Here is a 13,822-nt window from a genome sequence, read left to right on the forward strand (position 1 = left end):
CCCTTTGGGATGAACGGACATCATGTGTCTGCCTGTTTACCGTCGGTGCGCAAATATGGCGTGGTCGAGGCCGTCGGCGCCCGTGGAGTCCCCCGCGGCAGGCGCCGGCGGCTCCATGTCTCCTGTGGGGGTCAACTCACGTGTCCTGTTCCAGTAACACCTACTTCGGCATGCCCACCCGTCGGCTGGCGGCCGCCACCGCCGCTGCCGCGGTCTCCGTCCTGGGCCTGCTGCCCGCGGCGACCGCGCAGGCCGACACCGGCGTGACCACCGGTAAGGCGGGTGCGGTCGTGCTCCGCACCGACCTCGATGTCTCCCTGCTCAACAAGACCGTCAGGGCTCCGCTCACGGTCGCGCTGAACGATGTGCACGCGCCCGCGACCGCCAGCAAGACGGCGCTCAGCGCGACCCTGGACGGCGTGGACGGGGGCCGGCCGTTCAATGTGCTGCGGGCCGATGTGGCCACCGCCCGGGCCGCCGTGGACAAGCAGCGCGCCGAGGGGTACTCCAACCTCGTCAACGCCCAGGTGCATGTCCCGGGCCTGGCCGCGGTGCCGCTGATCACGGTCGAGCAGGTGACCTCGAAGGCGGTGTGCGCCGTCGGGAAGCGGCCGACCGCCCACTCCAACCTGCTCGGCAGCGTCAGCGTGCTCGGTCAGAAGGCCACCCTGCGCACGAGCGGCACCACCACGGTCGATGTGCCGTCGCTCGGCCAGGTACGGCTCGACCTGTCGCGGACGGCCACCACCTCGCGCACGGCGGCGGCCACGGCCCTCAACCTGAAGGTCTCCGTGAACCCGCTGAAGCTGAACGTCTCGGAGGTCGAGGGGCAGGTCACCCTCGCCCGGGCGACCTGTGAGTCGCCGGTGGCCGCGGCGGTCCAGCCCAGCCCGAGCGTGGGCTCCCAGACCAAGCCCGAGCCCAAGCCGGAGCACCTGGCCGAGACCGGCGGCAGCTCGGCCACGCCGTACCTGGTGGCCGGGGGCGCCCTCCTGCTCGCCGTGGGCGGCGGCGCCGTCGTCCTGGGCCGCCGCCGGCGCGCCGCCACCACCCGGGGCGACGCCGCCTGACGCCGGTTCGTCGGGCCCGGCACCCGCGCCACCCGGCGCGGGTGCCGGTGCGGGGCGGCCGCACGCATGGGCGTGCACGTCGGGCCGTGGACATCGGGCCTGGGGCGCGGGTGCGGTGCGGTTCGATTGCGCCCCGAAGGGGCGCGGGGCTGCGTCGATGTGCGGCTCCGCCGCGGCTGTGTCGATATGTGGCTCCGCCGCGTGGCCGGCCACGACGCAGCCGCGGATGAACGACCGCACCTCGCGTCACTTCCGCGGAGCGCTTAGGCGGCCGTGTCCGCTATCGCCTTCGCCAGGGCGATGACGAAGCGATCCGTCGTGGCGCGGTCGCGGACGGCGAGCCGGAGCCACTCCGGGCCGAGGCCCGGGAATGTGTCACCCCGGCGGACGGCGAAGCCCAGCTCCCGCAGCCGGGTGCGGATCGCCGCCGCGCCCACCACACGGATCAGCAGAAACGGCCCGGCCGCCGGGCCGCACACCCGTACCTCGGCCAACTCCGCCAACTCGGCGAGCCGGTCGGCCAGATGGGCCCGGTCGGCGGCCGTACGGTCCGCGGCCCGGGCCGCCTCGGCGAGGGCGGACGGGGTGCAGCATGCCTCGGCCGCCGCCAGGGCCGGGCTGGACACCGGCCACAGCGGCTGGACCCGCTCCAGCGCCGCTACGGTGCCCGGCTCCGCCAGTACGTAGCCGATCCGCAGCCCCGCCAGGCCCCAGGTCTTGGTGAGGCTGCGCAGCACCACCAGCCCCGGCACATCGGTGCGGGCCGCCAGCGACTCCGACTCACCCGGGACGGCGTCCATGAACGCCTCGTCCACCACCAGCGTCCGCCCCGGCCGGGCGAGCCCGGCCACGGCATCGGCCGGGTGCAGCACGGATGTGGGGTTGGTGGGGTTGCCGATCACTACCAGATCGGCGTCCTCCGGCACGGCGTCCGGGGCCAGCCGGAAGCCGTCCCGCTCATCGAGGACCACACGCGCCACCGTGTGCCCCGCGTCCCGCAGCGCGGCCTCCGGCTCGGTGAACTGCGGATGCACCACCACCGGCCGTCGGGCCGACAGGGCGCGGGCGAGCAGGACGAACGCCTCCGCCGCGCCCGCCGTCAGCAGCACCCGGCCGACCGGAAGCCCATGGCGCGCGGCGACCGCCTCCCGCGCCGCCCGCCCGTCCGGATAGGCGGCCAACCCGTCGAGGGACGCGGCGATATGGGCCTTGAGCCAGTCCGGAGGCGTACCGGCCCGGACATTGACCGCGAGGTCCGTCAGCGCGGCATCGGCACCGCGCACCTCCGCGTCACCGTGATGCCGCAGATCGAACCCGGCGGAGCCGCCCTCGTCGGGCGGGGCAGCGGGCAGGTCCGCCGACGGCTCAGCGGACATCGGCATGGGCGTCCGGATGCGCGAAGGCATGGGCCTCATCGCTGAACCTGGCGCGCTCGCTGGTGTCGGCCACCTCCTCATAGCGATCCATGACCAGGTCGGCCAACTCCCTCGCCGGGCCGATGACATCGGCCGAGACCACCTCGACCTCGGGGTGGGCGAGCCCCCAGCCCTCCGCCTGCTGCCGCACCCGCTCCAGGGCGTCGCCCTCGAACAGGAAGTACGGCAGCACCACGACCCGCCGCGCCCCCAGCTTGGCGCAGCGGTCCAGGCCGGACGCCACATCCGGGGCGGCGAGCGAGGCGAAGGCGACCTCGACGCCCGCGAAGCCACGGCCCTCCCACAGCAGCCGGGCCGCGCGGTGCACCTCGGCGTTGGCCTCGGGGAGCGGCGAGCCGTCGCCCACCAGCAGCACGGTCGTCTCCGCGCGGTCCGAGGGCAGCCGGGGCCGATCGCCCAGCGCCTCGTCGAGCCGCCGCTCCAGCAGGCTCAGCAGTGTGCGGTGCGGGCCGAGCGGCCGGGCGGAGGCGAACGAGGCGTCGGCGTGCCGCTCCGCCTCCTGGGCCAGCGCGGAGGCGATGCCGTCTCTCGGGGGAGCCGCCGGGATCAGCGTCATCGGGACGACCGCGAAACGGGTCACCCCTTCCCCGACGAGCCGGGTGACCGCGTCGGACAGCGGATGGCTGCCCGGTCCGGTGAGGCCACCCGCCACGGGCAGGTCCGGGTGGCGTGCGGCCAACTCCCTGACGAATGCCTGGAAGGCGGCGGCATGCCTTTCGTCTCGCGTGCCGATACCTGCGATGAGCAGGGCGGGCGGGGTCGTCACGAGGTCTCCTTGGTGCAAATGGTGCGGGTGTCACGGTCGGCGGGGGGCGGGCTGTTCCGCCCCGAGACGTTACTGACCTGCGTCGGGGCGGTCGACGGCAGGTCTTCGCTGCCCGCCCTGCCCGGATTTGACCGCCGCCGGGCGGCGAGCGACGGCGCAGGTGGCCTTCCCGGGGCGGCCGGCGGGCGTGGACTTCCGCTTGGCGACGAGCAGTTGGCCCCCCGGACCGGCGGCCAGCAGCGCGGCCGCCTCGGCGACCCCGGCCGTGCCCACGGCGGCGAGCGGTGCCGCGGACGGGTTCGGGACCTCCACCGCGGCCAGCGCCTCCGCGGGGTATCCGCACAGCGGCACCCCCAGCCGCTCGGCCGCCGTCAGCAGTCCGGCCTCCCCGGACTTGGCCTCCACCGTGGCCAACTCGGCCACGCCGCGCGGGGAAAGGCCCGCCTCCGCCAGGGTGGCCTCGACCAGCCCGAGCACCTCGCCGGCGGATACGCCCCGGCCGGCCCCGACCCCGACGACAAGCGGTGCCCCGGGCGGGGGAGGCGCCGTGCCCCGGCCGATGACCTCCACGTCAGCTCACCGCCTCGGCTCAACCGGCAGGGGACGCACATCTGTCGACGAACCGGGCCGCCGCCCCGGGGACCGAGGCCCAGTGCACATGCAGATAGGAGGCGTGCACATCTCCCTGTGCGAACCCTTCGGTACGACGCTCCGGGTGGACGAGCCCCCAGGCGGGCTCCGGCCCCGCTCCGGGCACGATGGTCGTGCGGTGGAACTCATGGCCGCGCACCCGTGTCCCCGCGGCGGCGAGTGAGGTGTCGGAGACGGCCACGGCCTCACGGTAGCCCAGCGTCAGACGTTCCGACATCCGTGCCTTCGCGGCCAGCACCCCGCACATCGGCTCCCCGTCCAGCGAATGCGCCAGATACAGCAGTCCGGCACATTCGGCGGCGATGGGCGCGCCGGACGCGGCGAGCCCGGCGACGGCGGCGCGCAGCGGCTCGTTCGCGGACAACTCGGGGGCGTAGACCTCCGGGAAGCCGCCGCCGATCACCAGACCGCCGGTGCCCTCGGGGAGGCGCTCGTCCCGCAGCGGGTCGAAGGGAACGACCCGCGCCCCGGCCGCCGTGAGCAGCTCGGCGTGCTCCGCGTACGAGAAGGTGAACGCGGCCCCGCCCGCCACGGCGACCACCGGCCGCGCCGCCCGGTCGCCCCGGGCCCCGGCACCGGGGACGGCGTCCATCGCCCGGCGTATCTCCTCCTCCGGATCCCAGGCCCGCCCGGACAGCGGCGGTGCGCCGCGCGCCAGCGCCAGCAGTCCGTCGAGATCGCAGCCCTCCCGCACCCGCGCCGCCAGCGCGGCCGCCGAATCGACCGCCTCCGCATGGCGCTCGGCCACCGGCACCAGACCCAGATGGCGGCTCGGGGCCCGCACCGCCCGCGTCCGGCGCAGCGCGCCGAACACCGGCACCCCGCACCCCTCCAGCGCCTCGCGCAGCATCGCCTCGTGACGGTCCGAAGCGACCTTGTTGAGGATCACCCCCGCGACCCGCACCTCGGGGTCCCAGGAGGCGAAGCCATGCACCAGAGCGGCCACCGACCGCGACTGCGACGACGCGTCCACCACCAGCACCACCGGCGCCCGCAGCAGCTTGGCCACATGCGCCGTCGAGGCCAGCTCGCCCTGCCCGGCCGCCCCGTCGAACAGGCCCATCACCCCCTCGACCAGGGCCAGATCGCAGCCCGCCGCCCCATGCAGGAACAGCGGCGCGATCCGGTCCGGACCGCACAGATAGGCGTCCAGATTCCGGCCCGGGCGCGCGCCCCCGGCCCGCGACCGGCCGGCCCCTGAGGCGCCCGAAGAGGCGGCCGAGGAGATGGCCAGCGCGTGATAGCCAGGGTCGATGTAGTCCGGGCCGACCTTGTGCGGGGACACATCCAGACCGCGCTCCGCGAAGGCGGCCATCAGCCCCGCCGTGACCGTCGTCTTCCCGCTGCCGGAGGCGGGCGCCGCGATCACCAGGCGCGGAACACTCACCACTCGATGCCTCGCTGGCCCTTCTGACCGGCGTCCATCGGATGCTTGACCTTGGACATGTCGGTGACCAGGTCGGCGAAGTCCAGCAGCTGCGCCGGTGCGTTACGCCCCGTGATGACGACGTGCTGCGTTCCGGGCCGGTCCCGCAGCACCGCCACCACCTCGTCGGGGTCCACCCAGCCCCAGTGCATCGGATACGCGAACTCGTCCAGTACATAGAGCCGGTATGTCTCCGCCGCGAGATCGCGCTTGACCTGTTCCCAGCCCTCGCGTGCGGCCTCCTCGCTGGAAGCCATGTCGCGCTGGACCCACGACCAGCCCTCGCCCATCTTGTGCCATGCGACGGTCCCCCCTTCGCCCGAGTCGCCGAGGACGCGCAGCGCACGCTCCTCACCGACCCGCCATTTCGCGGACTTTACAAACTGGAATACACCGACCGGCCAGTTCTGGTTCCACGCCCGCAGCGCCAGCCCGAACGCCGCGGTCGACTTGCCCTTGCCCTGACCTGTGTGGACGAGCACCAGCGGACGGTTGCGGCGCTGGCGGGTGGTCAGCCCGTCGTCCGGCACGACGGTCGGTTGTCCTTGCGGCATCAGGCGGCCCTCCGAGGGTTCGAAACGGTTCGTACATCGCGTACCAGCGCGGTCACGCTGTCCGCGCGCAGCTCGTCGAGTGTCACCGGCGTGCCCCGCAGTTCGCGGGCGAGCGCGCCCGCGAGCCCCAGTCGCACCGGCCCCGACTCGCAGTCCACGACCACCGAGGCGACCCCGTCGCCCGCGAGCATCCGCGCCGCGCGCCCGGCCCGCTCGACCGGCGTGGGCCCGCCGGACCGCCGCGCCTCCGTGGCCCGCCCGTCGGTCACCACGACCAGCAGCGGACGGCGTGCGGGATCCCGCAGCCGCTCCACCCGCAGCACCTCCCGGGCCTTCAACAGCCCGGCCGCCAGCGGCGTACGGCCGCCCGTCGGCAGCCGCTCCAGCCGTGCGGCGGCCGCGTCCACCGACGAGGTGGGCGGCAGCGCCAGCTCGGCGCCCGCGCCCCGGAAGGTGATCAGCCCGACCTTGTCCCGCCGCTGGTAGGCGTCCAGCAGCAGCGACAGCACCGCGCCCTTGATCGCGCTCATCCGCTTGCGCGCGGCCATCGAGCCGGACGCGTCCACCACGAACAGGACGAGATTGCCCTCCCGGCCCTCGCGCACCGCCTCGCGCAGATCGTCCCGGCGCACCACGAGTCCGGGCCCGCGCCGTCCGCGCGCCAGCTGATGCGGGGCGGCCGCCCGGACGGTCGCCGACAGATGCAGCGCGGAGAGCGTTCCCCGCGGGCGGCGCGCTCCGGTGGTGCGGCCGTGCGCGCTGCGGGCGCGCGAGCGACGGCCCGCAGCGCCCTCGCCCAGGCCGGGGACGTCGAGCCGCCGGGTACGGAACGGCTCGGCGGCGCCCACGGCCGCCCGCTCACCTCCGGCTCCGCCGGCGCCGGCGTCCGATTCTCCTGCCCCGCCGTCCTGATCGGCCGGGGCGGGGTCGGGCTCGCGGTCGGCCGTCCCGTGCTCACCCGTGCGCTGGTCGGGGACGGACGGCTCGGGCTCGGCGGGCGGCGCCTGCTCCCGCGCCCCGCCGCCCGCGCCCTCCTGCGGTCCGCCTTCGGGGCCGCCCGGGTCGTCCGGCCCGGAGCCGCCCGGCCCGTCCTCGGGGCCCGGGTCCGGATCCGGTTCGGGGTCGTCCTCCTCGAACCGCCGCAGGATCTCGTCGAGTTTGTCCTCGTCGAGCCCCGGCGCGTCGAACGGCGCCCGCCGCCGGCGGTGGGGGAGCGACAGCAGCGCCGCCCCCCGTACGTCCTCGGTCCGGACGTCGGTGCGCCCCGCCCAAGCCGCCAGCGCGGTCGCCGTACGGGCCGTCACGATGTCCGCGCGCATCCCGTCCACCTCGAACCCGGCGCACACCGCCGCGATCTGCCGCAGCGCGCGGTCGCCGAGCCCCACCCGCGGCAGCAGGGCGCGCGCCGCCGCGATGCGCTCCCGCAGGGCCTCCTCGTCCGCCGCCCAGCGCGCCGCGAACCCCTCGGGGTCCTCGTCGTACGCCAGCCGCCGCCGCACCACCTCGACCCGCTCCTCGGTGTCGCGGGACGCCGCGACCTCCACCGTGAGACCGAAGCGGTCCAGCAACTGCGGCCGCAGCTCGCCCTCTTCGGGGTTCATGGTGCCCACCAGGAGGAAGCGCGCCGCGTGCCGTACGGACACCCCCTCGCGCTCGACGTAGGAGGCGCCCATGGCGGCCGCGTCGAGCAGCAGGTCGATCAGATGGTCGTGCAGCAGATTGACCTCGTCGACGTAGAGCACCCCGCGGTGGGCGTCCGCGAGCAGCCCGGGCTCGAACGCCTTCACCCCGTCCGACAGCGCCCGCTCGATGTCGAGCGCGCCGACCAGCCGGTCCTCGGAGGCGCCCACGGGCAGTTCGACCATCCGCGCGGGGCGCGCCTCGCCGGTGCCCGGCTCATGGGGCCCGTCCGGGCAGGACGGGTCGGGCGCGGCCGGATCGCAGGAGAACCGGCACCCGGCCACCACGTCCACCTCGGGCAGCAGCGAGGCGATCGCTCTTACGGCGGTGCTCTTGGCCGTGCCCTTCTCGCCGCGCACCAGGACACCGCCCACGGCGGGCGAGACGGCGTTGAGGAGCAGGGCGAGCCGCAGGCCGTCCATGCCGACGATCGCGCTGAAGGGGTAGGTGGTGGTCACGCGGCGGTACCTCCTGGGGTGCGTGGGGGTGGCGGTTCGGTGTGGGGGCGGGGGTTCGTCACGTCGTCCCCCCTGGCACCCCCGGAGGGACGAACGGCAGCCCCTCCGGGACGCCCTCCTCGATGAGCCGCAGCAGCGCGTCCGTGTCGGCGTGCTCCTCGATCAGGTCGCCGAGGCGGTCGAGCTGCTCCTCGCGCAGCTCGCCGAAGTGGGTGTCCGGCGCGGGGACGAACGCCCGGCCCGCCGCGGCGGCCACCCGCCGCAGGAACGCCCGCCGGAAGCCGTCGCTCTCCAGCGAGCCGTGCCAGTGCGTGCCCCACACCGAGCCCACCCGGCAGCCGTCCAGGAAGGGCTCATCGGCCCCGTCCAGCAGCTCGGCGACCCCGTGGTGGATCTCGTAGCCCTCCACCCGCTCGCCGAGCGCCTCGCCCACCGGCCGGGCCAGGGTCTTCTCGGCCGCGAACCGCACCCGCACCGGCAGCAGCCCGAGCCCGGCGACCGTCCCGGCCCTCGACTCGACCTCGTCCTCGATGCGCTCCCCGAGCGCCTGGAAGCCGCCGCAGACGCCCAGCACCGGGCGGCCCTCGGCGGCCCGCCGGGCGATCGCGTCGGCCAGCCCGCGCTCACGCAGCCACTCCAGCGCCCTTACGGTGCCCCGGGTGCCCGGCAGCACCACCAGATCGGCGTCCGCCAGCTCCTCGGGCCGGTCCACGAACCGCACGATCACGCCCGGTTCGGCCGCCAGCGCGTCCACGTCCGTGAAGTTGGACATCAGCGGCACGGCGGCCACCGCGATCCGCAGGACGTCCGCGCCGTAAGGAGGCGCCACGACGCTCTCCCGCACCGCGCCGCGCAGTGACACCCGCAGCCCGTCCTCCTCGTCGATGCCCAGCCCGTGGGCGAACGGGAGCACCCCGACGGTCGGGCGCCCGGTGAGGCCGCGCAGCATCTCCAGGCCGGGCTCCAGAAGGCTCACATCGCCGCGGAACTTGTTCACCAAGTAGGCGGCCACATGCCGTTGGTCCGCCGCCGACAGCAGCGCGGTCGTGCCGAAGAAGGACGCGAAGACGCCACCGCGGTCGATGTCCCCGACCACCACGACCGGAAGCCCTGCGGCGCGCGCCAGCCCCATGTTGACGATGTCGGTGCGGCGCAGATTGATCTCGGCCGGGCTGCCCGCGCCCTCGCAGATCACCGCGTCATGGGCGCTCCGCAGCTCCTCCAGGCACTCCGTGACGGTCTCCAGCAGCGCCTCACGCCCCGTGGAGAGCCTCTCGCCGGGCGAGGGGGCTCCGGGCCCGCCGAAGTACCCGCGCGCGCTCAGCTCGCCCACCGGCTTGCCCAGGAGCACCACTTGGCTGCTGCGGTCGCTGCCCGGCTTCAGCAGGACCGGGTTCATCAGCGCGCTGGGCTCGACGCGCGCGGCGGCGGCCTGCATGGCCTGTGCCCGCCCGATCTCCGCTCCCTCCCGGGTGACGAAGGAGTTGAGCGACATGTTCTGCGCCTTGAAGGGCGCCACGCTGACGCCCTTACGGGCGAGCCAGCGGCAGATCCCGGCCGTCACCACGCTCTTGCCCGCGTCGGAGGTCGTGCCCGCGACGAGCAGCCCCCCGCCGCGCGCCCCGGAACCGTCCGTGCCGCCCTTACCGCGTATCCCGCTCATCCGCCGCCCCTTTCCAAGGCCCGGGGCCGCCCCGTCAACGCCCTCAGGACCGGCCGGGCCGCTACGGACACCCCGAGCGACAGGACGCCGACGCACCGCGACAGCCGTATCGCCCGCTCGATGTCGGCCGACTCCACCGGCCGCCCGCCGGAGTTGAGCACCGGCCGGTGCTCGACCCGGCCGCCGTACGCGAGGGTGCCGCCCAGCCGGACGCCGAGCGCGCCCGCGAAGGACGCCTCCACCGGGCCCGCGTTGGGGCTCGGATGGCGCCGGCCGTCGCGCCGCCAGGCGCGCCACGCACCGCGCGGATCGGGGCCCGCGAGCGTCGCCAGGGCAGCCGTAAGGCGCGCACCGGGCCAGCCGGCCACATCGTCCAGCCGGGCCGCCGCCCAGCCGAACCGCCGGTAGCGCGGCGACTTGTGGCCCACCATGGCGTCCAGGGTGTTGACGGCGCGGAAGCCGATGAGCCCCGGCACACCGCCCACGGCGCCCCACACCAGCGCGCCCACGACCGCGTCGGAGGTGTTCTCGGCGACCGATTCGACCACCGCGCGGGCGATCTGCGGCCCGTCCAGCGCCTGCGGGTCGCGGCCGCACAGATGCGGCAGCCGCTCCCGGGCGGCCTCGAGGTCCCCGGCGGCCAGCGCACCGCCGACGGCCCGTGCCTCACGGCCCAGGCTCGTGCCGCCCAGCACGGCCCAGGTGGCGGCGGCGGTCAGCGCGACCTCCGCGCCACGGCGGCCCCCGAGGCCCCGTACGGCGCGGGTCAGCAGCGCGGCACCGGCGGCCGCGCCGCCCGCGCACAACGCGGTGTGCAGGGCCCCGTAGCCCCGGTGGTCGCGCCACAGCCGGCGCTCGGCGGCCCCGGCGGCGCGCCCGAACGCGGCCACCGGATGGCCGCGGCGCGGATCACCCGTGGCGAGGTCGCCGAGGAAGCCGAGGGCCGCGCCGCACGCGAACGAGGCGTGGTCGGCACGCATCCGTCAGGCCGCCGTCACGCCTCGGCGCGGCGATACGGAAGGCGATACGGAAGCGGATCGGCCGGAGGGGCCGGAAGAGCCGGAGCGGACAGGGAGGGCTGGCGGCGTGGCGGTGCCGGGCATGGCGGTATGTCCTCACTCAGGGTCCTCGCCCTGGTTCGACGTGACCGGCGGTGAGAGTCTCCTGGCTCCCGGATCCGCGGCCCTCCCGGTCTTCCAGCCCCGCGTACGCGACGAACCGTACGGACGAGCCGTGACCCCATACAGGCGATGGGAGGGTGCTCCCCGGTGACAGTGGCGGGACCGCGCCGGATTCTCACCGGCTTCCTCTCCTGCCGCCGTTTGGCTCGGGAAGTCCACCATGGGCCGCGAATGGCCGTCAACTCGCATATGACCCATCACGCCCGAGTGTGCCGAGCCCCACAGACAACCGCCCCTCACAGGACGGCCGCCGGACGGTCGGCGCTGGTCAGCGCCACCATCCGGCGGCCGGTGGGTGGTTTGGGGAAGCGGCGTCCTCAGGCGACGATCAGATAGATGCCGTACGCCACGACCGCGGCGCACACCGCGAAGCAGGCGTACGCGCCGGTGCGCGCGAGCGGGGAGCCGTCCACCGCGCCCCCGGGCACGGTGGCGGCCGTGCCGCCCTGCTCCGGCGTCGCCTTACGGGAGGTGCCGACGATGCCCAGGGTGAAGACGCCCACCATGCCGACCGTCACCGCGAGGCTGACGCCGAAGACCTGGCCGAGTGCCGCCCAGTCGATGTTCATGTTTCCTGGCTCCTTAACGGGTGGTGCTGCTCGCGGCGGCGGGGGTGGGGGTCTGCTCGGGCGTGTTCTCCGAGGTGCCGTCCTCGGGGGCGGCGCTCGCCGTACCGGCGGGCGGCGGGGCCACGGACCGCAGTGCGGCCGTGACGGCGCCCACCGGCTCCTGGGCGGCGACCTCGTTGACGTTGGTGTGGTCCACGGGCTTGCGGCGCGACAGCATCCAGATCGCCCCGCAGGCCAGGACGGCGAGCACGGCCACCGCCGTGATGCCCGCGTTCCCCTGGTCGGCCAGGAGCGCGGCGGCGCCCGCCACCAGACCTGCGGCCGGCAGGGTCAGCACCCAGGCGACCACCATCCGGCCCGCGGTCGACCAGCGCACCACGGCGCCCTTACGGCCGACACCCGCGCCCATGACGGCGCCGGAGCAGACCTGGGTGGTGGACAGCGCGAAGCCGATGTGGGAGGAGGCGAGGATGACGGTCGCGGCGCCGGTCTGGGCGGCGAAGCCCTGCGGCGGCTGGATGTCGGTGATGCCCTTGCCCATGGTGCGGATGATGCGCCAGCCGCCCAGGTAGGTGCCGAGCGCGATGGCCAGGCCCGCCGAGACGATGACCCACAGCGGCGGGTCGGAGTCGGGCGCGACCACGTTCCCGGTGACCAGCGCCAGGGTGATCACGCCCATCGTCTTCTGGGCGTCGTTGGTGCCGTGGGCCAGGGAGACCAGGGCGGCCGAGGCGATCTGCCCCGCGCGGTAGCCCTTCGCGGTGTCCTCCGGGGAGCGGTCGCGGCCGAGCCGGTAGGTGAGCCGGGTGGCGGCCAGCGTGGCGATGCCGGCCACGACCGGCGCGGCGACGGCGGGGATCAGGACCTTCATGACGATCGCGTCGCCGTTGACCCCGTCCAGGCCGACGGAGACCACCGTGGCGCCGATCAGACCGCCGAACAGGGCGTGCGAGGAACTGGAGGGGAGTCCGGCGAGCCACGTCACCAGATTCCACAGGATCGCGCCGACGAGTCCCGCGAAGATCACTTCTGGCTGGATACCGGATCCCTCGTCGATGATCCCGCCGGAGATGGTCTTGGCCACCTCCACGGACAGGAACGCGCCGACGAGATTGAGGACGGCCGACATCGCCACCGCCACCCTGGGCCCGAGTGCTCCCGTGGAGATGGTGGTGGCCATGGCGTTAGCCGTGTCGTGAAAGCCGTTCGTGAAGTCGAACACCAAGGCCGTGACGATCACGATCCCGATGAGAAGCGTGATGTGTTCCATACACCCGGTCAATCAGTTCGAAGGTCGTTAGTGGCACGGTGAACGTAAGGAAACAGGGTGAACGGGAGATGAACTGAGTAGGGCATCGGGGTGACATGGTTGCGGGATCGCCAAGGCCCTGTGAATTCCAGCCTACGTTCCCGTGTCGTACGGGAGTTGAGGCGCGATCGAGAGCCGCCGGAGCGGGCCCCGGGGCCGCCCCCGCGGCCGCCCGCCGTCCCCCCACGTTCACCCTTCCGGAGCCGGGTGCCCACGAAGCGCGGCCGTAGTCGCCCGCCGCGCCCGTTCCGGTCCCGCCGCCGCGCGGCCGGCGGCCGCCTGGAAGGATCGGGCCCCGGAGGTGAGGGCAGGTGACCCAGTCGCGATCCACGCGGCAGCCGCAGCCGCGGCTGACCCATCCCCTGCGGCAGGCATGGACGCAGGTGGTGAGTACGGCCCGCAGGACCACCGCCGACGGCCTGGTCGTCGGCACCTCGGGCAATGTCTCGGCCCGGGTCGGCGACACCGTCCTGGTGACCCCGAGCGGCGTCCCCTACGACCGGCTCGGCCCCAGGGACGCCGTCGCCGTCGATCTGGACGGACAGCAGGTCCTCGGCACGCTGAAGCCCACCAGCGAGCTGCCCATGCACCTCGCGATCTACCGGGAGACCGACGCCGAGGCCGTGGTCCACACCCACGCCGTCCACGCCACGGCCGTCTCCACGCTCGTGGACGAGCTCCCCGCGATCCACTACATGACCGCCGCCCTCGGCGGCCCGGTCCGCGTCGCGCCGTACGCGCTCTACGGAACCGACGAACTGGCCGACGCCATGCTCGAGGCGCTGCGCGACCGCAGCGGCTGTCTGCTGCGCAACCACGGCACCGTCGTCCACGGCGCCACCCTGGACCAGGCCTACGACCGCACCGCCCAGCTCGAATGGATGTGCCAGGTCTGGCTCACCGCGGTCTCCGTGCCCGGCCGCACCCCCTCCCTGATCCCGCCGGACGAGATGCGGCGCGCCGCCGAGAAGCTGAGCGGCTACGGCCAGAAGGGCTGAGCCCGCCCGGCACGCCCCCGGGCCCCGGCCGGGCGGTCACCCGGCCGGGCACGCCCGCTGG

General features: G+C 74.8%; 12 protein-coding genes and 1 riboswitch. Of the genes, 2 read left to right on the forward strand and 10 right to left on the reverse strand.

What is annotated here, in order from left to right; translation table 11 throughout:
* Nucleotides 1-170 precede the first annotated feature (170 nt).
* Nucleotides 171-1,070, forward strand: a complete 900-nt coding sequence (locus IEJ02_RS17685) for an SCO1860 family LAETG-anchored protein (protein ID WP_191065809.1) — start codon at nt 171-173, stop codon at nt 1,068-1,070.
* 263 nt (nt 1,071-1,333) lie between these two features.
* Here IEJ02_RS17685 and cobC read toward each other — a convergent pair whose 3' ends face one another.
* The 10 genes from cobC to IEJ02_RS17735 all read right to left on the reverse strand — a co-directional run bounded on the left by cobC (nt 1,334) and on the right by IEJ02_RS17735 (nt 12,724).
* Nucleotides 1,334-2,446: an Rv2231c family histidinol phosphate aminotransferase CobC gene (cobC, locus tag IEJ02_RS17690; RefSeq protein WP_191065755.1), complete on the reverse strand. Its 1,113-nt coding sequence runs from the start codon at nt 2,444-2,446 to the stop codon at nt 1,334-1,336.
* Nucleotides 2,436-3,272, reverse strand: coding sequence for a sirohydrochlorin chelatase (locus IEJ02_RS17695; RefSeq protein ID WP_191065756.1), 837 nt, complete (start codon nt 3,270-3,272; stop codon nt 2,436-2,438). The genes cobC and IEJ02_RS17695 overlap by 11 nt, the downstream gene beginning before the upstream one ends.
* 69 nt (nt 3,273-3,341) lie before the next feature.
* On the reverse strand, nt 3,342-3,842 hold the full coding sequence (locus IEJ02_RS17700; protein ID WP_191065757.1) for a cobalamin biosynthesis protein: 501 nt from the start codon (nt 3,840-3,842) through the stop codon (nt 3,342-3,344).
* A gap of 19 nt (nt 3,843-3,861) precedes the next feature.
* Entirely contained in the window at nt 3,862-5,313 is a 1,452-nt protein-coding gene (locus tag IEJ02_RS17705; RefSeq protein WP_191065758.1) for a cobyrinic acid a,c-diamide synthase CobB, read from the reverse strand.
* Nucleotides 5,307-5,903 (reverse strand): cob(I)yrinic acid a,c-diamide adenosyltransferase, encoded by a 597-nt coding sequence (gene cobO / locus IEJ02_RS17710; protein ID WP_037949564.1) that lies wholly within the window; start codon nt 5,901-5,903, stop codon nt 5,307-5,309. Before cobO ends, IEJ02_RS17705 begins: the two co-directional genes overlap by 7 nt.
* The gene (locus tag IEJ02_RS17715; RefSeq protein WP_191065759.1) at nt 5,903-8,041 is read right to left on the reverse strand and encodes a putative cobaltochelatase; all 2,139 of its coding nucleotides are present in this window, start codon (nt 8,039-8,041) and stop codon (nt 5,903-5,905) included. The genes cobO and IEJ02_RS17715 overlap by 1 nt, the downstream gene beginning before the upstream one ends.
* A 58-nt stretch (nt 8,042-8,099) precedes the next feature.
* Nucleotides 8,100-9,704, reverse strand: a complete 1,605-nt coding sequence (locus IEJ02_RS17720) for a cobyric acid synthase (RefSeq protein ID WP_191065760.1) — start codon at nt 9,702-9,704, stop codon at nt 8,100-8,102.
* Nucleotides 9,701-10,684 carry a cobalamin biosynthesis protein gene (locus tag IEJ02_RS17725; protein ID WP_191065761.1) on the reverse strand — a complete coding sequence of 328 codons (984 nt, stop codon included), beginning with the start codon at nt 10,682-10,684 and terminating at the stop codon, nt 9,701-9,703. Before IEJ02_RS17725 ends, IEJ02_RS17720 begins: the two co-directional genes overlap by 4 nt.
* A gap of 158 nt (nt 10,685-10,842) precedes the next feature.
* A riboswitch (cobalamin riboswitch) is annotated at nt 10,843-11,060 on the reverse strand.
* Nucleotides 11,061-11,202: 142 nt separating this feature from the next.
* Nucleotides 11,203-11,454, reverse strand: a complete 252-nt coding sequence (locus tag IEJ02_RS17730) for a hypothetical protein (RefSeq protein ID WP_191065762.1) — start codon at nt 11,452-11,454, stop codon at nt 11,203-11,205.
* A 13-nt stretch (nt 11,455-11,467) separates the two neighbouring features.
* The gene (locus IEJ02_RS17735; protein ID WP_191065763.1) at nt 11,468-12,724 is read right to left on the reverse strand and encodes an inorganic phosphate transporter; all 1,257 of its coding nucleotides are present in this window, start codon (nt 12,722-12,724) and stop codon (nt 11,468-11,470) included.
* A gap of 350 nt (nt 12,725-13,074) precedes the next feature.
* Here IEJ02_RS17735 and IEJ02_RS17740 point away from each other — a divergent pair, with 350 nt between their 5' ends.
* The gene (locus IEJ02_RS17740; protein WP_137977412.1) at nt 13,075-13,761 is read left to right on the forward strand and encodes a class II aldolase/adducin family protein; all 687 of its coding nucleotides are present in this window, start codon (nt 13,075-13,077) and stop codon (nt 13,759-13,761) included.
* Nucleotides 13,762-13,822 lie beyond the last annotated feature (61 nt).

This window comes from Streptomyces sp. 5-10 (assembly GCF_014712245.1).
Classification (GTDB): Bacteria; Actinomycetota; Actinomycetes; order Streptomycetales; family Streptomycetaceae; genus Streptomyces; species Streptomyces violaceusniger.